Raw genomic sequence first — 25,193 nt, forward strand, 5'->3', positions numbered from 1 at the left:
CTGAGCTGTCAAGGATCGCCAAAAAACCGGTAGAGATTTGGGTCGGTCTGATGACAATAGCTTAATTTAGTCGCTTCTGTTCACAATGTGAATACACCCAAATCCAAGCCTTCCGTGACGCAGCATTTCAACGCAAAGCCTGACGTGGCGAGATTAAGAACGGGGCATTTGCCTGGTGTGCAGCGTGCGGGCTTCCGCTGCGGAAGCTATCCATGGCATCTGCCGTTTTGCTTGACCCAAAACTGAAAGGGCAGCGGCGATTTCACCCTAGCCGCCGCCCGAATGATCTCCGACCGTCTAAACGGACAGTTGGCTATGGGCCGTGATCAACACCGCCATGATCACCAGCTCTGCAACCAGCGGCGGCAGAACAGCCTTGTCGAACCCGTCAGCGAGAATGCCCACAATACGCCCTATGGCTACGACACCCATCAGGATTGCGACCGCCAAATAGCCCTGTGTCTGGCCGGTCGTCAGGCCAATCACCAGCAAGGCAACTGACGCCAGGAATAGCCCCCCAACTACCGAGCGAATTGTGCTGAGCCCCGCTGTTCCCACCGGTTCGATGGCAAAGTTCGCGACCATTCGACGGGGTGCAAACATCGACGTGAGGCCGAGGCCAGCTAACATGAGAGTTGCAAGAACGACGAGTATGCTAAGTGTAGTTTCCATTTCATATCTCCTTTGAATTAGACAAACTGGCGCAGCGCCAGATCGGCATTGTCTTGGGTGTTGATGTCTGACAGAGCGCCATCGATGCTGGCCTGATCGACGACCGGCCCTGTGGGATACCCTGCCTGGCTGGCGTAGAAATGACCGGTCTTGAATTCCGGGTTGAGCAATCCGTCGAGATACCGTTTTGCCCCGGTTTCAACGCTGTGCATCATCCCGAACAGAGGCATCAGCACTCCACCCACATGTTTGAAGAAGATACGTTTCATCAGAGGCAGATCGTCAAAGCCCGCAGTACCTGTGGTGCCACCCGGGCTCATGGTGACAAAGCGAACATGCGGGTGCCGACGAGCCATCGCCCCCATCCAAAGTGTCGCCGTCAACTTGGCATAACCATAGGTCTGCATCGGATCGCCCTCGGGGCCAAACTTGCTGCCATCGGCGATTGATCTGAACTCGTCCACGGTACCTTCGGACAGATCAGGGCGGTGCATACCCATTTTGGGAATACCCCGGGCTGCCTCGGAACCTGCGTAGAGTATTGTGGACGTTACCAACTGGCGCTCCATCAATTCGTCCACCAGTACGACATGGCCCAGAACATTGGTCGCGAAGATATTGGTTACGCCATCCCTGGTGAGACCGTTGGGACGCTGCCCGCCGGTGCCACCGGCATTGAGAATGACAGCATCAATCGGGGTAGAGAGCTCAGCGACCGCTTTACGAACCGAAGCGGGATCTGTCACATCCATCAGAACGATTTCAAAGATTTTACGCTCGGTCTCATGCTCCAGTGCCTTTTTGGCGGCCTCCGCTTTGCTCCGGTTGCGGCAAGCCAAATAGATTTTGGCAATACCTTTCTGTAGGGCGAGTTGTCGGGCAGCCTCGCGGCCCAGTCCGGCATTTGCGCCAGTGATCAATACAGATTGGATCTGGTTCATGGGTTGGGCTCCTTTGAGTCAAGATTGGTGAAGCCAAGGTAAGGCGCCCATTATTTGATCTGTAGATGGGTATTTCTGGACACCGCGCTTCAAAAATGAAACACATGTCTCATGTCGATAAAGGAAAGCCATTCCCTAAACTGGGACGATCTGAAGTACTTTCTTGCGGTTGCACGAACCGGAACCCTTCGGGGTGGGGCAGACAGTATTCAGGTGAACCACACCACGCTGACGCGTAGGCTTTCAGTCATGGAGGAGCGCGTGGGCAGTCGGTTATTCGACCGTACCAGGTCTGGCCTCGCCCTGACACAGCTTGGCGAAGATCTGCTGCCTCATGCCGAACGCGTTGAGGCAGAAATGACAGCTGCATCGCGGGTCATTGTGGGCCGGGATGCGCAACCGTCCGGCACAGTCTACGTCACCCTGCCTCACGGGCTGGCGATGACTTCGTTGATGGATGACTTTACTGCCTTTGCCGATCTTTATCCGGACATCATCCTCAACATGAATTTCACAAACGATGTTCGCGATCTCATGCGTCGGGAAGCCGACGTTTCCTTGCGTGTAGCTGACGAAGTGACAGATGATGTGGTCGGGCGGAAACTGGTCCAGATGTCTCAGGCGGCCTATTGCACGCGCGAATACGCCGAACGGATCTGCGACAATGGTGGCGAAGGATTGCACCTGATCGGCTGGCACGAACCCGAAGAGGCAACCACGGCGAAATGGGTGAAAGACAGCTACTACCCAAAAGCCACGTTAAAACACCGGGTTTCGGAGTTGGTTCCGTTGATCACTTTGGCGGCATCAGGTTTGGGGATGGCCTACCTTGCGTGCAACCTTGGCGACCGTCACCCCGACCTAATCCGCGCGCCGTTCCAAAAGCCTATGCCCTATAGGAACATCTGGCTCTTGCTGCATCGCGACCTTCGAAACACGGCACGCGTCCGACTATTTGTCGACTTTCTTGCTGAACGGATCAGATCCAGGCGAAACGAGTTTTGGGTTTCCGGAACTGTATCGCCCCGATAGCGCGGGGCGGTGGTGCGCAGTTTAGCACCACGCCCACCCGGTAGATATATGTCTACCGGACGCGTGACCCTCAGTCGGGCTGAATATGAGCCAAGTATTTACACTGTACTTGCCAGAGGACTGCATTCCAGAGGGGCAGCTACCTGACCTCACTATCGGATAGCTACCTGCAGACCCAACGCAGTAATTGCCAGACGACTTGAAGCCCTTCGGGCAAAATACCAGACTCTAGATCGCTAAAGACGGGTCATACGGCTCAATGGTGTGGTGTTTTTTTCGCAGAGAGAAGCATAGAGCAGGACCCAATCCAGCGCTTCGCTTTGTTTTGACCCTGTTGTGTAAGCCACCTTACTTCTTGTCCGCAATCGCAACGCCCACCCAGTCACTAGGCGGCGGCTCGGTTTGAAAGGCTTGGGCACGCTCTTTCATGACAGCAGAAGCAGGATCTCCACCACGTTTCTTGTCGGTAGCCTCAAATGCTTCGATCGCTATGTCAAAACGCCGGTTCCGATAGTGATCCAGACCTTCCTCATAGGTCTCTATCCAGCTAAAAGATCCATCGGCACTGTCCGCCATTGCGATCAATTCGAATATAACGAGGCCCTCGGCGCGGCCGAAAACCGCCAGCGTATCCAGTTCTCTCACAACCACCGTATCACCGGCAGCACGCCGTGTTTCCGGGCCAATCAGAATTGCGGTACCATATACTTTGTTGGCCCCTTCCAAACGGCTGGCTACGTTCACTGCGTCACCAATGGCTGTGTAATTCAGCCGTTCTTCCGATCCGATATTGCCGACCAGCGCCTCACCCGTGTTCAGGCCCAAACGAATGCGCAAGGGCGATCCGGTGTCATCCTTGATACCCGTCGCAGCGACGGTCGCCACGAGGTCCAGTGCGGCCCGGCAGGCGTTTTCAGCGTGTTTTGGATCGGGACGCGGTGCACCCCAGAATGCCATCACCGCATCACCCATGAACTTGTCGATCGTCCCGTCATGACGCGCGATGGCCGATGAGGTCGCACTGAAAAACGGCTCCATTAATTGAACGATCTTGGGCCCCATCCGTTCGGACAAGCCAGTGAATCCGGCAACGTCACAAAACAGCACCGAAATCCGCTTCATCTCTCCACCGGGTTGGGTTTCGACACCCTCAGCAACCAGGCTTCGAACAAGGTCGGTGGGTACGTATTTTCGAAACGCCGACAGGCCAGCGGCCATATTCACAGTCGCCGCCGACAGGTTCGAAAGCTCTTTGAGCTTGGAAGGGCGGCGCGCAATCTGTTCGATATCAAAGCGTTCAACCTTGCTGAGATCTTCAACGATATGTGCAAGCGGCGTTGCGACAACCGTCCGCATAAGCCAGATCGCAAGTGCAGTTGCCACGACCACAACGCCAATCAATATATAAATCAGGTTCAACAGCGCTGCATCGATCCCGGACAGGAAGGCGGATTCCGGAATAACCGTAGCGACTCGCCACCCATAGAAACCAAGTGGTGTCAAAGCGACCGCGTAAGGAACCCCATCATTGACAATCCTTGTCGTCGAATTGGCAACCGGAGGCATGTCGGATCCGCCTAGCAGCTGCTCACCGGACATTTTCGCGATTTCGTAGAGATCTCCTTCACCCATACGAGCGGGCGTAACTTCATCTGCATTTGGGTCGGGTGCTGCAATCACATTTCCGTCTGCATCAAGGATGAATGCAGCGCCGAACTCACCCGGCCGTAACGTTCCCAAAAATCGCGACAACCGGTCGGTTTCGATAACGACAGCCAACACCCCCTGTCGCCTGCGGTTCACATCGACCGGACCTGCATAGGCGTAGACCGTCTTTTGACTGCCGGGTAAGTCGCGGGCTTCTATCCAATCCGTGGCGTCACGCCCGATGAAGTTCGCGTACCAAGCGTGTTCTCGTGGGTCGAAATTCGTTGCCGAGAAATCTCGTTCTTCAAACTGAATGTCGCCTGGGATGAAGATGTATCGATCCCGGCGCAGCATCCCGTCGCGGATTTCATCGTCAATTTCCATCATCTCAAGCCCACCATCGCCCAGACGATGTGCAGCAAAAAAATTCCCATCCGGCCAGCCGAACATGATCCATGAGATGTTAGGTTGGGCCTGCAGTTGAGACAGGAAGACAAACTCACGTTTGTCAGCCTGTCGGGTGGTGATGACGTTCTGAACGAAAATGGTTCGCACTGCGGCCCATGCCGCTTCTGCGGATCTGAGAGTCAGACCAACTTCAATCCGCACTGTATTTGCGATCTGACTGTTGATCTCGGCCGCAAGCATCCGGCTGTTTTCCCGGGCGGTTGTCCACCACAACGAGTGCACAACAAATGTCGACACACCGATCGACAGCGCAACAAGCATTGTTACAGCGATGCCTACGCTGACACGCATAGCAGCTCCAGTTATGGCGGAGGGCGCCGGAGACCTGAGCTTAGACGGCTCAATCGTCAATTAAAAGCTTGTAATTATAACCACATTTCAAACCGGCGGGATCACTCCGTGAAGAGAACCGCAACCACGAACGAGAAAACTGACCTCGGACCATGTATTTGCGGTTGGGCACATATAAGTCTGCAGATTTTCGAAAGATATGCTTGGTCCGAGCCCTGTCGATCTGGCACTATATGACAGCTCAAAACACTACGCATTTCGAGCAAACATTATGAGATCCGATAAACTTATTTCAAAGATCAACGCGATACCGGAGATGTTTTTTGTCTGTCATTACCGACAATCCCCCTGCCCCAATTCAAGATGATCTGAACGCGCTTGCGACAAGCCTGGATGCAGAAATCCCAGTCAAACAAGCTGATAACCTGCTTATCGCGACTTGGAACATCCGCTCTTTCTCGTCCCTGACGCGTAAGTGGACCGCGTCCTCAGACGATTCACCCAAGCGTGACCTGCGCGGATTGCGCGCGATCATCGAGATCCTCTCGCGTTTCGATGTAATCGCCGTGCAGGAACTCAAAGGTAACCTCCGTGCGCTGCGCGATACGATGCGATTTCTGGGGGATGACTGGGATTTCCTGATGACGGATGTGACCGCTGGGGAAGCCGGAAACAACGAACGTCTGGCCTTCATTTTCGACCGAACCCGCATCAGGCCATCCGGATTGGCAGCAGAGTTGGTTGTGCCCCCGGATCGGCTGGAAAGAGTGGGGGCAGATGCCCTGCGAGAGCAGTTTGTCAGAACTCCGTACGCGGTCAGCTTTCGCAGGTCGGACACCACCTTCATACTTGTCACGCTTCACATTCTCTTCGGAGATGTAGCCGCAGACCGAATTCCGGAACTGGCTGAAATCGCTGACATCTTCAGAGACTGGGCCAGACGATCAAACAGGTTTCATCACAACCTCATCTGTCTGGGCGACTTCAACATCGATCGCGAGGGCAGCCCGTTATTTGACGCCTTCACATCGACCGGCCTGCGCATTCCGGATCAATTGCGCAATCTGCCACGAACAGTGTTTGATGATCCCGGCGATCCAAGTGATGATAACTACTATGATCAGATTGCCTGGTTTACCACCGGTTCCGGCGCGCTGATTGATATTGAACTGCGGTCCGGTGGAAATTTTGATTTTCTTCCCTTCGTCTACACCGACACCGATTTCAGCAGGAATTCGATCTCACACCGGGTATCGGACCATTTGCCGCTTTGGTGTGAATTCGGGTTATAAACAACTTCCCTGATTATCATTGTGGGCATTGAAGCACGTGATCGTTTAGCCCGAGCCCAAGTACCGCTTTCGGATTTGTTTTGGCGGGCTCCCAAAATACTGATGCATAGCCCGCGAGAAGCTCGAAACCGTTTCAAACCCACAAGAAAGTGCGATCTGGGTCACTGATAGTTGTGAATTAACCAGCAGTTGGTGGGCCGCTTCCAACCGCCTGCGGCGATAGTACTCCGATGGCGTCATCTGGTAGGCAGCACAGCAACGTCGCCGTAACTGTTTTTGCGACAGACCCAGTTTGGTGCAGATATCCTGAACGGTCAGTGGGTCTGAGATGTTGTCCACCATCAATTGATGCATCTGCAAAAGCGCTGGATCCGCTGTTCGAATATGGCGCTGGGGGGTTTCACTGCTCCGGGGTCCACCATGGATCATCCCGTTTGCCGTTGCCTCCGCAAGTTCCTGATCAATATCACGGGCGATCCAGGCAAGCATGGCATCACCGGTCGCTGTGCCCCCTGCCGCCGTGAGCCTCTGTTTATCCAGACAGAAAATCTTATCCGCGATGATGATTTCGGGCCAACGCTCGCGAAAGGCCGCTTCGGCCTCATGGTGCAAGACGGCTTGACTGCCATTTAACAATCCAAGCTCAGCCAGAATGATCGCCCCGGTATCAAGCCCGCCCAGCACGCGTGCCTCAGCTGCGGCGCGGGCAATATACGCGCGCACGCGCGATGTAAGATAATCCAGCGGACTGTACCCGGCACAAAGAACCACAAAGTCGGCATCGGGGGCACCCGACCAATCGAGTGTATCCGGCGCGATCATTGCCCCGTTTGATGCCTGCACCGGTGTGTTGGTTGCGGTGCGGGTTTGCCAGACAATCTCGCTTCGGCCCGCGCATTTATTCGCGATCCGCAAGGTCTCGGTCGCCAAAACATAGGCAAGCATCTGGAATTCCGGGAAAAGGACAAAGCTGACTTTTTTCATACATGGGTATTCGGCGCATAATTCAGGGCAAATCAAGACAAATATTGCGGCTCTGGATTTTTACGGTGGTAGCAGATTGGAGGAATCTGCAATGAATATCATGACCCCAAAGCCAAGCGGCCAGCGCCCAGCAAACTGCAGTGATGCAGAGTGGGAGGCTCGCTGCGAGCTCGCTGCCATCTACAACGCGCTGGTAAAGTATCGTCTGACGGATCTTACGAACCAATGGCACGCCGTTCGGGTGCCCGGTGAAGATGCTCTTTTAACCCATCACTACGGCTGGATGCACGAAGAGGTCACTGCATCCAATCTGATCAAAGTTGGGTTTGATCGCACCAACCACAATCCGGAAAACGGTGAACCGAACCCATCGGCCACGGAAATCGGCAAGCTCTTTTTTGAAGCCAACCCTGACATGAATTGCATCATGCATATCCATACAAAGGCGATAATGGGAGTGTCTGCTCAGAAAGAGGGTCTGCAGCCACTAAGCCAAGCCTATCTGATGATCGGTGGCGGCGACGTGCTTGGATACACCGACTACGAGTTCGAGTGCACTGATGACTTTCTCACCGGGTTGCTCAAGGCCGGGATCGGCAAAAAGGCTATTGTCGAGGCATGGCATGGCGCATTTGTATTCGGAGCGACCGCCGGCGAAACATTCTTTCGGTCCTTCTATCTCGATCAGGCCTGCGCCGTGCAGCTTGAGGTTCAGAAATCCGCAGCCGGTGGCGCCACTATTCGGGAGATCCCTGAACATGAGATCCAGCGTCACCTGACGGACATGAACAACAGTGATTGGTATGGCTATGAAGGCGAATTGGAATGGCTGGCCATTCGCAGACGCCTTGATGTCGAAGCACCCCATTACACAACGTAAGTGCCGGTCACTCCTGCCCGCCGATGGGTTCGCATCGGCGGACAGGTTCATTTGTTCCATCAGTGGCGTGATAAAGCTGCGCTATCGCCATCCGACGGGCCAGGGTATTGGCCCGTGTGTCGGTCTGTGGGCTGCTACAGCTGATGGCTCATGTCAAACCCGCGCCCGCTCGAATTCTTCCCAAGCTTGGCGAAACTTGTCGAAATCGAAACCCGGCTGTGTGGCCGCATCTAGAACTATGCGCTCAGTCGCGAAGAGTTTTTGAATTGCTGCTTCGAGCTGCTCGATCAAATCGGGTGGGATGACCAGCGCCCCGTGCCGGTCCGCATGGATCAGATCACCGGGATTAACCCCAAGACCAAATACGGAAACGGGCGTGTCAATCTCGTGAACATGAACAAAACCGTGACTTGGCCCAACCGACCCGGCGACAACGGAAAATCCGTCAGGAAGGTCTCCAAGGTCGCGCATGACCCCGTTTGTCAGCGCGCCCGACATACCAAACCCTTTATGCACCGTAGTGTTGATTTCGCCCCAATACGCGCCGATGCAGTCGGGATAATCCAGATCCTCGATCACCGCGACTGACGGAGCGGGCGCTTCGGCCATGTATTTATAGTAGGCCATCCGACGTTCTTTGATAATTTCTGGCGGCTCGGATGGCGGATTTACGGCAGCGATTTTTGCAGTACGGGCGTAGCCGACAATAGCGGGCTCAGACGGGGCCGAACACAGCATCATTCCGCGTGTGAAACTATCAAAACCGCGTTTGCCCTGTGCAACTTCGATGGCGTTGCAGACTGTTGGCGTATCAACTTTGCGCAGCAATGCCAAAAGGGACGGTGTCATGAATCCTCCAGCCAGCGGATCAGGGCCGCCGTTGTTTCGTCGGGTTTTTCCAGAGTGGGCAAATGCCCTGCATCTTCGATGATTTCGAGCGTGCTGTTGGGCAGCAGATCATGCATCAATTCATGCCGTTCAACGGGGCACAACCCGTCTTCTCGGCCACACAGGACCAATGCGGTCCCTTGATAGTTCAACAGTGTTTCCGTTTGATCCGCCCGGTTCATGAGAGCCCTGGACTGACGCAGAAAAACTTCGGGCCCAAGGCCCATCGCCATTTCCATACAAAGGTCCAAAATGGCACCCTGTCTCGGGCCATCAGCAAGGTAGTTCGGCTTCATCTCATCCCGCATCACCTGCCGAAGCTTACCATCGCGAACAGCTTCCATCTGTGGGCCACGTCGTGCCTTTACCTCATCAGTTTCAGCAAGCGGGTTCGTGTCCAGCAACGCCAACTGCTCAACCCGGTCAGGCGCCTGCCGTAAGATTTCCATTGCAACGATCCCGCCCATCGACAAACCAGACAAGGTAAATACGGGCGGTGCGTTTTCTAGTATCTCTGAGGCAACGAGCTCTATGCTCTCTTGCCCCGACAGTGGAAACGTCATCAACGGTCTTGAACCGGACAACGCATTGATCTGCGGCCCGAACAGGCGCGCATCACACATCATTCCCGGCAAAAGAACCAGTGGTGTCATCGCGCAGCCAGCTTTGCGCCTTCCGACAAGGACGTCAGTTTGGCATAGGCGATTTCCGGATCAACTGCGCCGAAACCTGCGAACGTCCCGAAACCACAATCGCTGCCCGCAATCACTCGCTCAGCCCCCACGATGTCGGTAAATCGTTCAATGCGCTGCGCAACGAGTTCCGGGTGTTCCACAAAGTTTGTCGTCGTATCAACCACCCCCGGCACAAGGACTTTATCGTCCGGGACTTCAGTCTTACGATCCCGAAAGACAGTCCATTCATGGGCATGGCGCGGGTTTGAGGTTTCAAACAGAACATAGCGCGCCTTGGTCGACATCAGGGTATTGAACACCTTGTCCATAGCGATGTCACAGCAATGCGGGCCTTCGTAGTTCCCCCAGCAAATATGAACGCGAACGCGATCCTGCGGAACGTTCTCAAGCGCATGGTTCAGCGCTGCAACATGCATGTCGGCAATCTTGACGAACTCATCATCGGAGAGGTCGGTGAACAGCATATGACGTGACAGCGCCAGATCCGGGCAATCCAGTTGAAGATCCAGACCGGCGCCAACGATGGTCTCGTATTCTTCTTTCATGGCATCGGCCAATGCGCCCAGATAAGCCTCGCGCGTGGGGTAGAAATCGTTCTGAAGGAACAGAGAGATCACCCCCGGCGATGCGGCATTCATGAATCCGCGCTCCGCACCATGTTGCGCCATCGCTGCTTTGAGGTTGGCGATATCCTTCTCAAGCTCACCCTGCCCCTTGGACCGTACCTCACCGGTACACATCGGACGCGCATATTGTGGTGTGCCACCATCATCAGCAAGCCGCTGCAGGAAGCTGGGGAACATCTTCAGGTCCGCAGGGGCATTTCGCGGACTGTCGCCGGAAAAGCCCGTATAGCGATCCTTTACATAGGTGGCATAAGAGATCTTTGAGGTCTCGCCATCGCTGACGATATCGACACCAGCCTCAACTTGTTTGCGCACAGTCTCAGAAACGGCTTTTGCCATGCAGCTGTCAAACGCGCTGGCATCGTAGGGCTTTTCGTTTTCGCGGGCGAAGATAAAATCCACCACTTCCTGTGTGCGGGGCAGAGACCCAACATGTGTGGTTTTGACGGTCATCAGAGCCTCCTCAGATTTTTCGGGCCATCAGAATGGTATGACTTTGGGTTTCCGGGTCTTCGGCGAGAAAGCCGGTAAGCAGCAGCCCGTTTTCCTCCAGACACGAGGCGTAACCGGCGGGAGACAGCGAAGCGTGATAAACGATCTCCGCCCCTACAGTGCCGCTTGCCTCGCCTTCGCTTGGGCCGACAGTCAGCATGAGCATCCCACCGGGCCGTAAATGATGCGACATGCGTGCGATACAGGCCTTCTGCTCGTCCGCCGTAAGATGGAAAAAGCTGTTCCATGCAATGATGCCGTCGAATTTCTGATCCAGTTCGAAATCACGCATATCGGCGTATCGCCAATCACCCTCTGGCCAGCGTTCCCGCGCGATGGACAACATCGCCTCGGAAAAATCGACGCCTGTAACATCAAAGCCTTCGGCCATGAACCAGCGTGCAATAGGATCACCGGCGCCACACCCCAGATCCAATACATGGTCGCCGGGTTTCAGGCTGGCCGTGAAGCGCGCCAACCAGCGCGCTTCGAATAAGGCCTTTGAACGACGTTTGTCATACTCGGTGGCCTGCCGCTCGTAGACGGCATGGGTGTCATCGGGGTTTGCGTTCATCCTGTCCAGGTTGCTCCTGCCGGGTCATCGGTTGCAGTGATCCGGTACAGGCCCGCCTGTCCGGTCATTGATGGTTGGACGCTATAGGATTCGCCGGGCAGAACCAAAGCTGTGTCTCCGGTCGACAAAGTGACGACATGTCCATCAATCGAGACACGCCAATGACCACTGGCCGGCATCAGAACAACCGGTTTATCTGCAACCACCGGGTCTGCCACACTGGATCCACGTCCTAGGAAGTCGACTTCGAAACCAGGTTTGTCCTTGATCAGGCCGTTTTCACCAATCACCTGTGCGGGTTTGTTGGCCGATAACGCCATCAAATCCCAATACCGCGCGACGTATTTTCCAACGACATCTTCGACCGGAACCTCAGGGTAGTTTTTCAACTCCTCCTCGGACAGCAACGGCATTGGGCGCACATTATGGGGTAGTTCCTGACCCTTTTTAGAGTCGTAGAGAACACCGTTGTCGCCCAGCATCAAGCCATGCGCTTGGGCATCCTCAATGACTTGCGGAGCCCAGGTCACACCGCCACCGGCATCATCCCCGCCCAGGATCGACATTATCATACCGTAATCCTGACCGACGTTTTCGAAACCACGGAAAATACCAGTCGGGATGTTGAAGATATCGCCTTCTTCGGCAATGAACTCGCCTGCCGTTCCGTAGCGCCCCCAGAAAAACCGCCAACGGCCCTTGGCGACAAAGAATACCTCGGCCGTCGTGTGGCTATGCAGCGAGTTTCGGCATTTCGGCGGCTGTCCCGCAGCGCCAATGTTAAAGCTGATCTTGTCAGTGATGTGCACGTGCTGGTCAGGGGATTCCGAGACGCCGCCGCCGACAATCGTAAAATTCTCTTTCTGATCGCTGCCTGGTGTGTGGGCGTCGATGAAAGCTGTTTTACAGGGTTGAAGTTCACCGTAGCGAACAATGCGGGAAGAAATGGTTGACTTGGTCATAACGTTTGTTCCGATTTTTCGTTTTCAGGAAAGGAGGTTCTTGTGCTCGTGCAGCACAGGCCCTCACTCTCCCGGTGGACGCAGGTTCAATCGGCGTGCGCGCAGGCTTTGACGGAACATGTGGAACCGTCGGCTGGCCCCGGTCTCATGCAGACCATCCACAAGTATGCGATATGTGACCGGGTGAACCACTCAGTCCTCGCTGCCTTGCAAAAGGATCTGTTTCCAGACCGACGTTTCATCGAACAGAGTATATTCACGGCGCAACTGCGGCTGACCGCCAATCAGCGCACCGAACTCGGCGTGACTGATCCCCAAAACATAAACCTGCGCACCCGTTGGCGCACCAAACACGCCCCACCCGTCATGCTTGCCCCACAAGCTCCAGCGGATCGCCGCACGAGGGGGCATATCGGGATCGCTACGCCCGATCTGGTGCTCGATCTTGAACTCGGCATTAGGAAAACTTGCCCGCAGCCCCATCCAGAAACGGTCGACCGCATCCCAGCCATGCCCGGTGACGCCGCCCACATATTCTGACTGAACGGCCCGGTCATATTCCGCCTCAATCGCACCCATGTCGGCGTTCATGATCCGGGTCAGGATGTCGGCGTAGCGTTGGCCCCACTCGTTGTCGTTGCCACGGCCTTTGTACGGTCCAGGTTGATCAATTTCGGGGGTCAGAGGTTTGACGCAGCTCTCCTTGCCTCCTTCGCGGGCGATCAAATCGGCGGCGTATTCCTTGGGATCCCAGCCCATTTGGCGCACGATGGCACCTTGGTCGCGGATCAGCCACTCGTCATTGATCTGATTGTCGATGGCGTGGCAGTCGGCCAAAATCCGGTAACGCAGCTTGGTTCCGGTTGGCTTGCCGTAAACACCCTCGGCCAGATGCGTGGCCGTTGAGATGATGCGATGCGAACTCAGCATTCCTTCTTCCGGAGTGCCAGACCAGATCACATCCTCGCCCAGCAACTGCCGATCCGGAAACTCGGCCAGCGTCGCCATGGTTGCGCCAATCACATTCTGATTGCCCAACACCACCGAACCGGGTGAGCGTACCACAATGTCTTCGCTGTAATACTCATGCAGTGTCGCGATACCCCGATCTTCCCAGATCTCTTTGGTGATACCGATGATATAGTCGGGGAAATCCCGAAACTTGGGATCAAAGCCTTTCATGAATTCATCCTTTGAGGTGTCCAGCCTTTGGGCAGACGTGCCGATGTGCGCACGATCAGCGGCCCATCGATGGCGACTTTGCGTGCCGCCACAGCTGTCGGGTTTTCGATATGATCCAGCAGAGCATCAACGGTCTCGGAAACCATCAAATTGGCCCGCTGACGAATGGTCGTAAGGTTGTAGGCAAGCCATCCGGCCTGAGGGACGTCATCGTAACCAACGACAGACACGTCTTCGGGCACGCGCATTCCCAACTCGAAACGGATGACATCCATTACGGCCAGCGCCATATGGTCATTGGCGACGAATACTGCATCGGGTCGTTTTTGCGGCTCGACGTCAAACATCCGACGTGCAGCTAAACGTGCTTTCTCGGTGTGAAAATCTCCGATTTCGTGCGCATACAATTTCTGGCCCGCATCGGTGAGCGCAGCGCGGAAGCCGGCCTCGCGGTCCCGCTGGGTTGAGGCACCCTGCCAACCGGCAATGTAGGCGATACGACTGTGCCCGGCGGCGATCAGAAATTCCGCAACTTTGCGACCACCGGCATAGTTGTCAGAAGTAACAGACGTGATCCCGTCGAGGTCCTGACTGCGGTTGAACAAAACCACGGGCACACCTGCCTGCTGGCAGCGGGTGGCAATGTCTGAAGACATCGCAACGGATGCCAAAACGACGCCATCGACTTGATAATCAAGGATTTCCTCCATCACGTCGTCAATGTTTCCAGCGGTTCTGGAGGCCATGAAAATCAGGACGTGATAGCCCTGTTCCTGCAAGGCATTAGACAGTTTCTCAAGCGCCTCGGGGTAGAAGTAATTATCCAGATAGGCGACCACCAAACCGATGATCCTGCTTTTGCCGGACACCATCGCGCGTGCCAGTACGTTGGGGCGATATCCGAGTTCAGATGCAGCCTTGCGCACTTTTTCTTCGGTCTTTTTGCTGACAGAGGCACCGGGCGTGAAAACACGGCTAACGGCAGACTGGCTAACGCCGGCCAATTGGGCAACCTGGAGGGATGTTACTTTCTCAGCCATCAGTCTGCCGTCCAACCTCCGTCAATCAACATTGAGGTGCCGGTAACCAGCGCCGAGGCGTCCGAGGCGAGGTAGCGTACCGCGCCCATGATATCTTCGACTTCGCCCACGCGATCCAGTTTGATCTTCTCCATGATCCACGCGGCACGTTCAGGATTGTCGAATGTGGACTGGGTCAACGGCGTTCGGATGAAAGTCGGACAGACCGTATTGATCCGAATGCCCTGTTTGCCCCATTCGATGGCCATGGATTTGACCATGCCCTCCAGCCCATGCTTGGTCGCGCAATAAAGCGCCCGGTCGACCCCGCCAACATGCCCCATCTGGCTGGAGATGTGGATGATCGAACCTGGCTTTCCTGCCTTGATCAAAGCGCGGGCAGCATTGGCCGACAAGAAGTAGGCCGAACGCAAATTGACGTTGGTGACAACATCAAAGTCATCGGGTGTTGTCTCGATAGCCGGGCTGTGGCGCGCCACGCCCGCTGAATTCACCACGATATCGAAGGGACGGGTATCGAAAAGCTGTTTCAGGGCGTCCAGATCACCCTGATCCATCACAAGCGCTTCGGCAGACCATCCCTGCTCTTTCAGAGCGGTAACTGTCTCATTCAACCGATCCGCCCCTCTGGCCGCGCAAACAACATGTGCACCCGCCTCGGCCAGCGCTACCGCGCACCCCTGTCCGATACCCGAGGAGGCTCCGGTCACAAGGGCGGTTTTTCCACTCAGAGAAAATGAAGGGGTGCGCGGCAATTCAGTCATCAGCTCATTCCATCCGGTATTTCAATACGACCCATATTTCGGGCTTTATTGAATTCCCGCAGACGGGCAAAGACGTCAACGCCAAGCTGACGGTACGCATCCAGCAAATCAACCAGCACCCAGTTTTCCCGGATCTTGCCGCCTTCCAAACGCCAGAAATCCAGGCTGCGCATGGTGATCTTCTTACCTGATGGCGCGATACCCATCCAACCGTCATCTGTGACGGTTTGGATCATGTTGGGCCAACCGGTCACAGCCGCATACTCCCCGTCACCAAAGAAATGGTAGGTGATGTCGTCTACATATTTTCCGCGGTCCGGCATACCGTTGAGAAACGGGATCTGATGCCAATTGCGGAAACCCGCTATACCGCGCCCGGTGCCAATTCCTGATGGACCGTACCAGTTCATGCGCGGGTGCCAGAACCGCTCCATCTCCATCACTTCGGGTCCACCTTCGGACGGGTGCTTTTTCAGATGATCAAGCATGTCTATGATATGCTGGCAGGTCTGTTTTCCCTTAGCTGCATCATAAGGTCCGGGGACAAACCCGTCTTGAGTGGCGGGTCCGGGGATGTGCCATTCACGGCCCAGACTTGGCGCCATCGGCCAGGCATTCGCCTGCATCATGACTTCGGGGATGTCCCACAGTGCCTGCATCTCGACGATCTTGCCGTTTTCGAAGCGGAAGAATTCATGAAACCGCATCGTGACCTGATGACCCGTTGGCGGGATGTCGAGCCAGGGACCGGTGAAAACACCGGTATAATACCCGCCGCATCCGACCCAATCTGCGCCGAACTCATCCGGCCCGGCCATGACAATGTAATCCCGACGCTCAAGATCGGGCCAGGCGGCCAGTAAGTCCTTATAGCCGGTGTCATAGAAATCATCACTGCCGATGCTGTCCCCAAAGGGATGACACAGACGGAACACGGAATCCTGTGACGTGAGATCTGCAAGAACCCGACGCACGCCAGCCTCGTTGAAATCATACATCGCAGCCCTGAGCGGTTCGATCAGGGCCTTGTGATGTGTGTGCTTGTCACTCATTCGGCAGCGTCCCGGTAAGGCGCTGGCGCACCGTAGGGAACATTGATTCCGCCATATCGACGCACACGAACGTTGCACTGTTCAGCGTGACCAACGAACCCCTCAAGCATGCACAGGCGTGAGCCATACTCGCCGATCAGCGTTGCCGCCTCATCAGTGAGAACCTTTTGGTAGCTATGTGTCTTCAGGTACTTACCAACCCAAAGACCGCCAGTGTATCGCCCGGCCTTCTTGGTTGGCAGCGTGTGGTTGGTACCTATCACCTTGTCCCCGTTCGAAACATTGGTGCGCGGCCCAAGGAATAACGCCCCATAGCAGGTCATGTTTTCAAGGAACCAGTCGTCACGGTCAGTCATCACCTGCACATGTTCCGAGGCAATGTCATCGGCAACCTGCAACATCTCATCATAGGTGTCGCAGACGATCACTTCGCCGTATTCATCCCACGACACTTTGGCGGTGTCTGCTGTTGGAAGGATACCCAGTAGACGGTCAACTTCGGCCAGCGTGTCTTCGGCCAGTTTGCGCGAATTGGTCAGCAGCACACAGGGGCTGTTGTATCCATGTTCGGCCTGACCAAGCAGATCCGTGGCACAGAGTTCTGCATCAGCCGCAGTTTCATCAGCGATGACCATCGTTTCGGTTGGACCCGCGAACAGGTCGATACCAACACGTCCGAACAGCTGGCGCTTGGCCTCGGCCACGAACGCGTTGCCGGGACCAACCAGCATGTGAACGGGATCGATCGTCTCGGTACCCAGTGCCATCGCGCCAATCGCCTGGATGCCGCCCATGACATAGATCTCATGCGCGCCACCAAGGTGCATTGCTGCAATCACAGCTGGATTTGGCTTACCGTTGAACGGAGGCGTGCAGGCGATGATGCGTGGAACACCGGCGACCGAGGCTGTAGCCACGGACATATGCGCCGACGCCACCATCGGGAACTTACCCCCAGGAACGTAGCAACCCACTGATTGCACAGGGATATTCTTATGCCCCAGAATGACACCTGGCAGAGTCTCGACCTCGATATCCAGCATCGAGTCGCGCTGCGCCTGGGCAAAGTTGCGCACCTGTTCCTGCGCGAATTTGATATCGGCCAGCTCACGATCGGACAATTGCCCGATCAGGTCATCAATTTCCTGTTGGCTCAGGCGGAACGAAGCAGGTGAGTAGTTGTCGAACTTCTCACTCAGCTCACGCACCGCTGCATCACCACGAGTTTCGATGTCTTTCAGCGTCGCCTCAACCACGGCGCGGGTCTTGGCATCGTCTTGTGCCCGGTCAGCATCGGATTTGCCGCGTTTAAGATACTCGATTGCCATGTTCTCAATCCTCAGTTTTCGGGCCGGGGTGGGAGTTTTTCCCCCCGGTCAAATGCTTCCCAACCTTCACCGTTGAACACATCAACGCCCAGCTGTGCCGCAACATGGGCGAAATCGACATTGACCCAGTTGTCGACGATCTTGCCATCGACAACTTTCCAGAAATCCATGTAGCGGATTTCGACCCGTTTACCGGTGGCGGGAATTCCCAGAAACTCACCCGAATGGGTCGCTTCCTGGCGTCCAAAAGCTGCAGCCCATTCACCCATATAAAGGCGCGCTTCGTCGATGCAGACCTTATCCGAGAACGCAGCCTGGAACGGGCGCTGCCAATTGTCCTGAAACTCTTGCAGGCCAATCTTGGTGCCACAGCCCTGATTGCCTATCCATCGGAATCCTTGGGTGAAGAACTCTCCTATATCGTCGATGCGGTGGTCGTTCAGACCATCAACCATTGTTTCGATGACGCGGCGTGTGTCGTCGGTTTTGCTCATGTCCGTGTCGCGGGTCAGAACCGCTTGTTCGGGACGGGAACCTTTCATCTTTCTATCCTTTCAGGTTGCCGAGGTGAGGGATTGGGATATGCGACCCCAATGCTCAGAAAGTCCCTCGGCATCCTGTTCAGCGCCGGGTGGCGCGACATGGCGTTATGTCGGGCGTTCTTGCTCATCAGCCTTTCACCGCCCCGGCCGTCAGACCGCTGACAATCTGGCGCTGGAAAATCAGCACGAGGAAGATCAACGGCGCGGTGATCGACACGGCAGCGGCCACAGCAACGACCTGATCGGTTGTTGTCGTCTCACGATTGAACATGCCAACGATGGCCGGAACCATGGTCTGGTTCTGAGCATCAAGCAGCAGTGCGGTGACCAGAAAGTCGTTATAGGCCAGCAGGAAGCTGAACAGCCCCGTAGTGATCACGCCCGGCCACATCACCGGCATGATGACACGGCGGAAGGCCTGAAAGTGGCTGCATCCATCCACTCGGGCGGCCTCATCCAGCTCGGCCGGGATGTTCTGGAAGAACGAGCGCAACATCCAGATCGTGAAAGGTTGGTTGATCGCGACCAGAACAGCAATCACCGCAAAAGGCTTGCCGTACAAAGTTGGTGCGTTTTCACCCAAGATCGGGCTGAGCCATTCGGCCGAATTGATGAATACGGGCAGATAGCCTGCCACCAGAACCGAATGCGGCAATGCCCGAAACACTAGGGCGACGATCAGGATCCAGAAGGCCAATGTCGATCCGGAACGCGCCAAACCATATCCGGCCAATGTTCCAACCGTCAGCGACACGGTTACCACACCGGTCGTCACGATCAGCGAATTCTTGAAATTGTTCGAAAAGCCGCGATCGATCCAGACTGTCTTATAGTGTTCAGTAGTCAGGCCAAGCACATCCCGTCCGAGAGGTCCAAAGAGTGGGTTCAACACATTCAGGACAGCAGGCAATATGACAAAGAAGACCAGCAAAAATCCGACTAACAGCGCTAGCACACCGATCAGCCAGCCAAACCATTCCTGACCCGGCTTAGTGTAGGACTTTATCATCGAAGGCAGTGTCTTGGTGGCTGCGAAGATCGTGCCCCAGATCACTGCAATGCCCAGAATTATGTCGAGCAGTGACAATCCCTTTCCAACACCCAGCGTGGCAGGACCAAAGATCACATTCAGAGCATTGCTGTCGAAGGCATCGACCGGTGACTTGAAGCTCATCACCACGATCCAGAAGATCGGGAAGGCTGCTATCAGACACCAAAGCGCCAGAAAGATGTTCGAGGTCAGACGCAGGCTGAACGGTTGGCGAAGCGCGCGTGAGGACATATCAGTGACCTCCTTTGTGATCGCGCCAGGTTCGACGCAGCGGAAGAATGAGCAGGATCACGACACCGATCATCGTCAGCATTGAGTTGGCCGAGGCCCGGCTGATTGATCGGTTGCCCGCCTGATCCGGCGTTAGGTAATCGAAGGTCAGCCACTGCAGTGAGATGACGTAGCCCTGACTTGAGAAGCCCACGATTTCTTCGAACACCCGGTAAGCGTCCATCAAGTGGATCATCGACACGAATATGATCAGCGGCATCAGGTGTGGAATGACAATGTACTTCAGGCGCTGCCAGCGGGTTGCCCCGTCAATCACGGCGCTTTCGAGACTATCCTGATTGACCGTTTGCAGACCGGCATAGAAGACAATGGCGGCGAACGGCGCCACGTGCCAAACGCGGTAAAGCATCATCAGAACTTCAATAGTCCAGGCTTGGGCAAACAGGGCTATGTCTCGGTTCAGCCACCATTCCATCATCGCGGTCAGGATGCCGTCTCCTCTGAACAACCAATTGATCGACAGCACACCGATCACCGGCGTAATGATAAAGGGCAGCAACGATACAAAGATCACTGGCCCGCGAATAGACCGCGCCGCGTTGTTGATCAGAATTGCAATCCCAAGCCCGCAACCTACAACCAATGGCAGGGTGATCAGCGTGAAGGTCAGGGTAAACCGAAGCGCCTTCCAGAAGTTGATCGTGGACATTACATGCCAACTGCCATCGCTTATGGCCCGCCACGCGCGTTCAGGCTCCAATACGTTACGATAGCTTTGCAGCCCGACATATTGGGTTTGGGTAATGACCTCTCCATGTTCATCAAGCTTTGGCTGAGACACCAGCTCGGTCACACAGGTTTGCGTCAAGAATCCCGGGGTGCAGGTTTCCTTTTCGACCGTCTCATAGATCGGCTGAGTGATGTAAAAACTCTGCTTGAACACGCTGACCAGAGGAAACGCAATGAAGAGAAGCATCATAAAGACAGAGGGGCCGACAAAGGCGGCAAATGTCCGGAAATTCATGGCTCTGCCTTTCTCATGATTCTCGAAGGGAGGGGACGGGAGGGCCGTAGCCCTCCCAGGGGAGGATCAGTTGCTGATCAGACCTGCTTCTTTCGCGGCAGTGACGTAATCTGCCTCGATATCAGCCAGTGTTGTCTGTGCATCCTTGGCGCCGGTCAGATAGTCTGCCAGACCGTTACCCAGCGCGGTGTGCATGATACCCATCGGACCAGATGCCGGATACGCCTTGGCACCGCCTTCAGCCGAAGCGGCAGCACCAGCAGCCAAATCACCTGCTGAATAGGCAGGGCTCAGCCAAACAGCGACGTCATTGTTTGCGCTGACCATATCGCTGTCCATGCCCTCAAGGGCGACGCGGAAGGCGGCGTCGGCCTCTTCGTCGCTCATGTTCGAAGCCAGAACGATACCGTCCCACCAGATGGTGGTCGCAGGTACTGCCGAACCCATTGGGGCCGCAGCCATCGTGACCTTGCCAACAACCTGGCTTTCGGCCTCATCGTTCATCGCAGCCGCCCGGCTGGCCCAGAGGTTTGCCATGGCGATCTTACCCTGCTGGAACTGTTGCTGAACGTAGGTCGAGTCTGAAACCAGATACTCAGGATCCATGTACTCGGTCATAGCCTTGAGCGTTTCCAGTGCAGCTACGCCCTGCTCGTTGTTGATGGCAGGCATATTGCCATCGCCAAAGAACGAGCCACCCTCGCCAAGATACATGTTGACGAATTCCTGGCCGAGATTCCAACCGGTCTTGAACGTTCCACCGATCGGATAATCCATCACTCCCGCTTCTTTGATCTTGGCGGCAGCATCCAGAACGTCACCATAGGTCTTGGGTTCTTCGATACCCAGTTCGGCAAGCACGTCATCGCGATACATCAGGTGCTGCGCATTCACCATCATCGCGATCGCCATGGTCTTACCGTCCACTTTGATCAACTGGTTGGGCAGCAAATCCTGACCATACTTCTCTACCAGATCATCCAGCGGACGGATCGTGCCAGCGTTTAGCAGTGGTACAAGAGTGGCGTTCGATACGCCGCCAATCTGATACAGCGCAGGATCTGCGGCAAAAGCTTCGGGCTGCTTTTCGCGGAATTCCTGATCCAGCGAAGCACTGAAGTTTCCGCATTCGGCCATCGCATCGGTGACGGCCTTCCACGCTTCAAAACCCGCCGAGAGCGATTTCAGCGGCACGTCATTTTCAAATGAACAAGCAGCCCAAGCGCCACTTGCAGCAATGGACATGGCACCTGCCATGAGGATCGTCTTGAGTTTCATGCGTTTCTCCCTGTCAGGATCGGTCCGTCGTCGACGTCCGGACCGGTGTTATGCCCGAATGGGCTGTTTGTGGGGTTGCTCCCCGATCCGCGCACCGCTTCCAGCTTCGAAGAGATGACAGATTTCGTTTGGCACCGAGAACGAGACAGTTTCGCCAATCTCGGCACGGAATGTTTTGTCCGCCTTTACGGAAACCAGAGCACCGCCAACTCGAACCGAAATCATGGTCGCGTCGCCCAACAGTTCCAGCGTGTAAATCGGTGCGGTGATCTGACCATTACCTTCGGCAAGGCTTGCGTCTTCGGCCCTGAAGCCCAGCGTCATGGGACCGTCTGGTGCGTCTACCGGAATTTCGACGTGTTCAGCGCGGAACACTCCGCCCGCAACTTCGCCGTCCATCAGGTTCATCGCTGGTGAGCCGATGAAGCTGGCTACAAATGTATTCGCGGGCCGGTCATAGATTTCGGTCGGGCTTCCAACCTGCTGGACCACACCCTGTTTCATCACCACAACACGGTCAGCCAGTGTCATGGCCTCAATCTGGTCGTGGGTCACGTAGATGGTCGTGACTGCCAGTTCATGGCTCAGGTTCTTAATCTGCGCTCGGGTTGAAACCCGCAGCTTGGCATCCAGGTTCGACAGAGGCTCATCCATCAGGAACACGTTCGGCTCGCGTACAATGGCGCGCGCCAGCGCAACACGCTGCCGCTGACCGCCCGACAATTCAGCTGGCTTGCGATGCAGAAAATCATCCAGCTCGACCATCGCGCTGGCGCGGCGAACCTTTTCATCATGCGTTGACGGATCAATGCCGCGAACCTTCAAGGGAAAGCGGATGTTCTCATAGACGTTCATGTTCGGGTACAAAGCATAGCTCTGAAAGACCATCGCCACGTCCCGATCCTTGGGTTCCAGATCGTTCACAACTTTGCCATCGATCAGGATATCGCCTTCGGTGACATCCTCGAGCCCGGCAATCATGCGCATTGTCGTGGTCTTGCCACAGCCGGACGGCCCCAGCAGCACTAGAAACTCGCGGTCGGCGATTGTCAGGTCGAAATTGTGAACTCCAACAAAGGAACCCCAACGCTTACCGACATTACGCAGTTGAATTTCCGCCATGGTGCCCCCTGCTACGGATTCGTTTTGCATACGTTTGCAAAAACTGTAATCGGCACTCGTCAATTCTGGCAAGACTTTTTTGCATACGTATGCAAAACTGGTTCAAAGCAGTGATTCATTGCTCCGATACAACAAGCGTAACGTACTGCAAAGAAACGGTAATACAGTGAGCTTCCAAAACGAGAAAAAACTCGTCTCGTCGTTTCATGACGAGCTAGACAAAGCAGATAGCGCAGATTTGCCCTCAATATTTGAGCGATTCTGCGCGCAGGATTTACGGTGGCATGGCTTCCACCCATTCAATGAAATCACTGGCGGCGCGCACGTGGTGGACGCGTTTTGGCGACCACTGAAACGCAGCCTGACACGCTTGCAACGACGGCAAGACATATTCTTTGCTGGAGCAAACTCACTGGATGACAAGGGCGCTATCTGGGTTGTCTCGATGGGGCATTTGATGGGCTTGTTCGACAAGCCCTGGCTGGGCATACGGCCCACCGGCAAAATGGCCTTTTTACGCTATTGTGAATTCAACAAAGTGTCTGAGGGAAAAATCACCGAGACGGCAATGTTCTTCGACATTCCCCATCTCATGGTGCAGGCGGGTCAGAATCCATTCCCCCCGCAAACAGCAGCTCATCTCGTTCAGCCGGGACCGCTGACCCATGACGGGATCCTGGAAAGGGATGCGCCTAAGGAAGAAGGTCAACGCACCCTCGCCGCGATCAACGCCATGATTGCAGACCTTGGGCAATGGGATAGCGGGCTTTCGCTGACAGATGAGTTGGCTCGCACATGGCATGACGACATGATCTGGTGGGGTCCCGAAGGCATCGGCGCGACCTATACGATCGAACGTTATGCCAAGCAACATTCAGGCCCCTTCCGTGCGGCTTTTGAGGATAGGTCAAAAACCAATCACATCTGCCGTATGGCCGAAGGGTACTATGGCGGTTTTTTCGGCTGGCCGAATTTCACTGCAGCCCCAATTGGCGGCTTCATGGGTATGCCAGCGACCGGGAAGGCAGGTGAGTTTCGCGTGATTGATATCTATCGCAGGGGCGGTGACAAGCTGGCCGAAAACTGGATATTTATCGATCTGCTTCATTTCTGGAAACAGCAGGGTGTCGATATCCTTGAACGGACTACCGGGATTGAGACGCCATGAGGATCGATGCGCATCATCATCTGTGGGACCTGAACGCAGTCCACTATCCGTGGCTGATGGAAACCGGCACGCCCCGGTTTTTTGGTGACCCAACTCCGATCCAGCGAGACTATCTTCTTCCCGAGTTCCGAAAGGATGCCGAAGCATACGATTTCAAGGCATCAGTTCACATTCAGGTTGGCGCTGCGGACCCATGGGCCGAGGCCAAGTGGGTCCAATCTGTGGCCGATCAGCACCCGGATTGGCCTCTGGCGCAGGTCGCTTATTGCGACCTGACCTCGGATGATCTGCCTGACCAGCTGGACCGCCTGCAATCACTTCCATCAGTACGCGGCGTACGGCAGATCATCGGTCGGTCGCCAGGTGAGGACGCGAAATCAGGTACGAATGATCTGCTGGAGAGCCCAAAGTTTCTGGCCGGTCTCAGAGAGTTGGGTGAGCGGGACCTGTCATTCGATCTGCAGCTATTGCCGGAACTGATGGAACAGACTGCCCGGTTATTGGAGCGCGCGCCCCGAACAAAAATCGCTTTGTGCCACGCCGGTTCCCCTCATGATCGATCGGAAGATGGTCTGGATACGTGGGCCATAGCGCTGCAAAACCTGTCTTCGATGCCTCAGGTTTTTTGCAAACTTTCAGGGCTTGGTATGTTTGATCACCACTGGTCAGCGGACAATGTCAGACCAATTGTAGAAACCTGCCTGTCCCAGTTCGATCCTGAGCGCTGCATGTTCGGCTCAAACTTTCCGGTCGACAGCCTCTCCTCGACCTACGAAGAGCTCATATCCAGATATACCACCCTCGTTCCCGATACTCAGTGGGAGAATATCTTCTTCAGAACATCTGCAGGGTTTTACGGATTTGTAACCGAGTAGACCAACGGAGTGCCGAACCGGGTCTTGGTACTATCTGCGTCAGTGCAAGTGTGAGACCAACACATCTAATAGAGAATGACTGTCATCAGACA

24 protein-coding genes are annotated in these 25,193 nt (G+C 55.3%); 5 read left to right on the plus strand and 19 right to left on the minus strand.

The window, feature by feature from the left end; translation table 11 throughout:
- Positions 1-297: 297 nt before the first annotated feature.
- Together ACR0CW_RS11430 and ACR0CW_RS11435 are read right to left on the minus strand one after the other, a co-directional pair.
- Positions 298-672 carry a DUF4345 family protein gene (locus tag ACR0CW_RS11430; RefSeq protein ID WP_155148296.1) on the minus strand — a complete coding sequence of 125 codons (375 nt, stop codon included), beginning with the start codon at positions 670-672 and terminating at the stop codon, positions 298-300.
- Between the two features lie 17 nt (positions 673-689).
- Positions 690-1,613, minus strand: a complete 924-nt coding sequence (locus ACR0CW_RS11435; RefSeq protein ID WP_155148297.1) for an SDR family NAD(P)-dependent oxidoreductase — start codon at positions 1,611-1,613, stop codon at positions 690-692.
- 111 nt (positions 1,614-1,724) lie between these two features.
- Between ACR0CW_RS11435 and ACR0CW_RS11440 the strand changes: the two genes are divergently transcribed.
- Positions 1,725-2,645, plus strand: coding sequence for a LysR family transcriptional regulator (locus ACR0CW_RS11440; protein ID WP_480787883.1), 921 nt, complete (start codon positions 1,725-1,727; stop codon positions 2,643-2,645).
- Between the two features lie 348 nt (positions 2,646-2,993).
- Here the strand turns inward: ACR0CW_RS11440 and ACR0CW_RS11445 are convergent, their stop codons facing one another.
- A complete protein-coding gene (locus ACR0CW_RS11445; protein WP_480787884.1) occupies positions 2,994-5,051 on the minus strand; it encodes an adenylate/guanylate cyclase domain-containing protein in 2,058 nt (685 codons plus the stop codon).
- A 323-nt stretch (positions 5,052-5,374) separates the two neighbouring features.
- Here ACR0CW_RS11445 and ACR0CW_RS11450 point away from each other — a divergent pair, with 323 nt between their 5' ends.
- Positions 5,375-6,343, plus strand: coding sequence for an endonuclease/exonuclease/phosphatase family protein (locus ACR0CW_RS11450; RefSeq protein ID WP_480787885.1), 969 nt, complete (start codon positions 5,375-5,377; stop codon positions 6,341-6,343).
- Between the two features lie 45 nt (positions 6,344-6,388).
- Here ACR0CW_RS11450 and ACR0CW_RS11455 read toward each other — a convergent pair whose 3' ends face one another.
- Positions 6,389-7,327 carry a GlxA family transcriptional regulator gene (locus ACR0CW_RS11455; RefSeq protein ID WP_480787886.1) on the minus strand — a complete coding sequence of 313 codons (939 nt, stop codon included), beginning with the start codon at positions 7,325-7,327 and terminating at the stop codon, positions 6,389-6,391.
- Between the two features lie 91 nt (positions 7,328-7,418).
- Between ACR0CW_RS11455 and ACR0CW_RS11460 the strand changes: the two genes are divergently transcribed.
- Positions 7,419-8,207, plus strand: coding sequence for a class II aldolase/adducin family protein (locus ACR0CW_RS11460; RefSeq protein ID WP_155148309.1), 789 nt, complete (start codon positions 7,419-7,421; stop codon positions 8,205-8,207).
- Between the two features lie 153 nt (positions 8,208-8,360).
- On the opposite strand, the gene ACR0CW_RS11465 is transcribed toward ACR0CW_RS11460, so the two are convergent.
- The 15 genes from ACR0CW_RS11465 to ACR0CW_RS11535 form a co-directional block, all read right to left on the minus strand.
- The gene (locus ACR0CW_RS11465; protein WP_480787887.1) at positions 8,361-9,056 is read right to left on the minus strand and encodes an RraA family protein; all 696 of its coding nucleotides are present in this window, start codon (positions 9,054-9,056) and stop codon (positions 8,361-8,363) included.
- Positions 9,053-9,748 carry an alpha/beta fold hydrolase gene (locus tag ACR0CW_RS11470; protein ID WP_480787888.1) on the minus strand — a complete coding sequence of 232 codons (696 nt, stop codon included), beginning with the start codon at positions 9,746-9,748 and terminating at the stop codon, positions 9,053-9,055. Before ACR0CW_RS11470 ends, ACR0CW_RS11465 begins: the two co-directional genes overlap by 4 nt.
- Positions 9,745-10,869: a cobalamin-independent methionine synthase II family protein gene (locus ACR0CW_RS11475; protein WP_480787889.1), complete on the minus strand. Its 1,125-nt coding sequence runs from the start codon at positions 10,867-10,869 to the stop codon at positions 9,745-9,747. Before ACR0CW_RS11475 ends, ACR0CW_RS11470 begins: the two co-directional genes overlap by 4 nt.
- A 10-nt stretch (positions 10,870-10,879) precedes the next feature.
- Positions 10,880-11,482, minus strand: a complete 603-nt coding sequence (locus ACR0CW_RS11480; protein ID WP_480741903.1) for a class I SAM-dependent methyltransferase — start codon at positions 11,480-11,482, stop codon at positions 10,880-10,882.
- Positions 11,479-12,444 (minus strand): cupin domain-containing protein, encoded by a 966-nt coding sequence (locus ACR0CW_RS11485; protein ID WP_480787890.1) that lies wholly within the window; start codon positions 12,442-12,444, stop codon positions 11,479-11,481. The genes ACR0CW_RS11480 and ACR0CW_RS11485 overlap by 4 nt, the downstream gene beginning before the upstream one ends.
- Positions 12,445-12,636: 192 nt before the next feature.
- Positions 12,637-13,626, minus strand: coding sequence for a nuclear transport factor 2 family protein (locus ACR0CW_RS11490; protein WP_480787891.1), 990 nt, complete (start codon positions 13,624-13,626; stop codon positions 12,637-12,639).
- Complete coding sequence (locus ACR0CW_RS11495) at positions 13,623-14,666, minus strand: LacI family DNA-binding transcriptional regulator (protein ID WP_480787892.1); 1,044 nt, start codon at positions 14,664-14,666, stop codon at positions 13,623-13,625. Before ACR0CW_RS11495 ends, ACR0CW_RS11490 begins: the two co-directional genes overlap by 4 nt.
- Entirely contained in the window at positions 14,666-15,430 is a 765-nt protein-coding gene (locus tag ACR0CW_RS11500; protein WP_155148320.1) for an SDR family NAD(P)-dependent oxidoreductase, read from the minus strand. The genes ACR0CW_RS11495 and ACR0CW_RS11500 overlap by 1 nt, the downstream gene beginning before the upstream one ends.
- Positions 15,430-16,482 carry an ester cyclase gene (locus ACR0CW_RS11505; RefSeq protein WP_480787893.1) on the minus strand — a complete coding sequence of 351 codons (1,053 nt, stop codon included), beginning with the start codon at positions 16,480-16,482 and terminating at the stop codon, positions 15,430-15,432. The genes ACR0CW_RS11500 and ACR0CW_RS11505 overlap by 1 nt, the downstream gene beginning before the upstream one ends.
- Entirely contained in the window at positions 16,479-17,810 is a 1,332-nt protein-coding gene (gene hisD / locus ACR0CW_RS11510; RefSeq protein WP_480787894.1) for a histidinol dehydrogenase, read from the minus strand. The genes ACR0CW_RS11505 and hisD overlap by 4 nt, the downstream gene beginning before the upstream one ends.
- 11 nt (positions 17,811-17,821) lie before the next feature.
- Positions 17,822-18,352, minus strand: coding sequence for an ester cyclase (locus ACR0CW_RS11515; protein WP_480787895.1), 531 nt, complete (start codon positions 18,350-18,352; stop codon positions 17,822-17,824).
- Positions 18,353-18,479: 127 nt separating this feature from the next.
- Positions 18,480-19,634, minus strand: coding sequence for a carbohydrate ABC transporter permease (locus ACR0CW_RS11520; RefSeq protein WP_480787896.1), 1,155 nt, complete (start codon positions 19,632-19,634; stop codon positions 18,480-18,482).
- A 1-nt stretch (position 19,635) separates the two neighbouring features.
- On the minus strand, positions 19,636-20,658 hold the full coding sequence (locus tag ACR0CW_RS11525; RefSeq protein WP_480787897.1) for a carbohydrate ABC transporter permease: 1,023 nt from the start codon (positions 20,656-20,658) through the stop codon (positions 19,636-19,638).
- 66 nt (positions 20,659-20,724) lie between these two features.
- On the minus strand, positions 20,725-21,936 hold the full coding sequence (locus tag ACR0CW_RS11530; RefSeq protein WP_155148332.1) for an ABC transporter substrate-binding protein: 1,212 nt from the start codon (positions 21,934-21,936) through the stop codon (positions 20,725-20,727).
- A gap of 48 nt (positions 21,937-21,984) precedes the next feature.
- Positions 21,985-23,058, minus strand: a complete 1,074-nt coding sequence (locus tag ACR0CW_RS11535; RefSeq protein ID WP_170333380.1) for an ABC transporter ATP-binding protein — start codon at positions 23,056-23,058, stop codon at positions 21,985-21,987.
- A gap of 166 nt (positions 23,059-23,224) precedes the next feature.
- On the opposite strand from ACR0CW_RS11535, the gene ACR0CW_RS11540 reads away from it, so the two are divergent.
- Complete coding sequence (locus ACR0CW_RS11540; RefSeq protein ID WP_480787898.1) at positions 23,225-24,226, plus strand: nuclear transport factor 2 family protein; 1,002 nt, start codon at positions 23,225-23,227, stop codon at positions 24,224-24,226.
- Complete coding sequence (locus ACR0CW_RS11545) at positions 24,223-25,101, plus strand: amidohydrolase family protein (protein WP_480787899.1); 879 nt, start codon at positions 24,223-24,225, stop codon at positions 25,099-25,101. The genes ACR0CW_RS11540 and ACR0CW_RS11545 overlap by 4 nt, the downstream gene beginning before the upstream one ends.
- Positions 25,102-25,193 lie beyond the last annotated feature (92 nt).

The sequence above is a fragment of the Ruegeria sp. CH6 genome, from assembly GCF_056537005.1.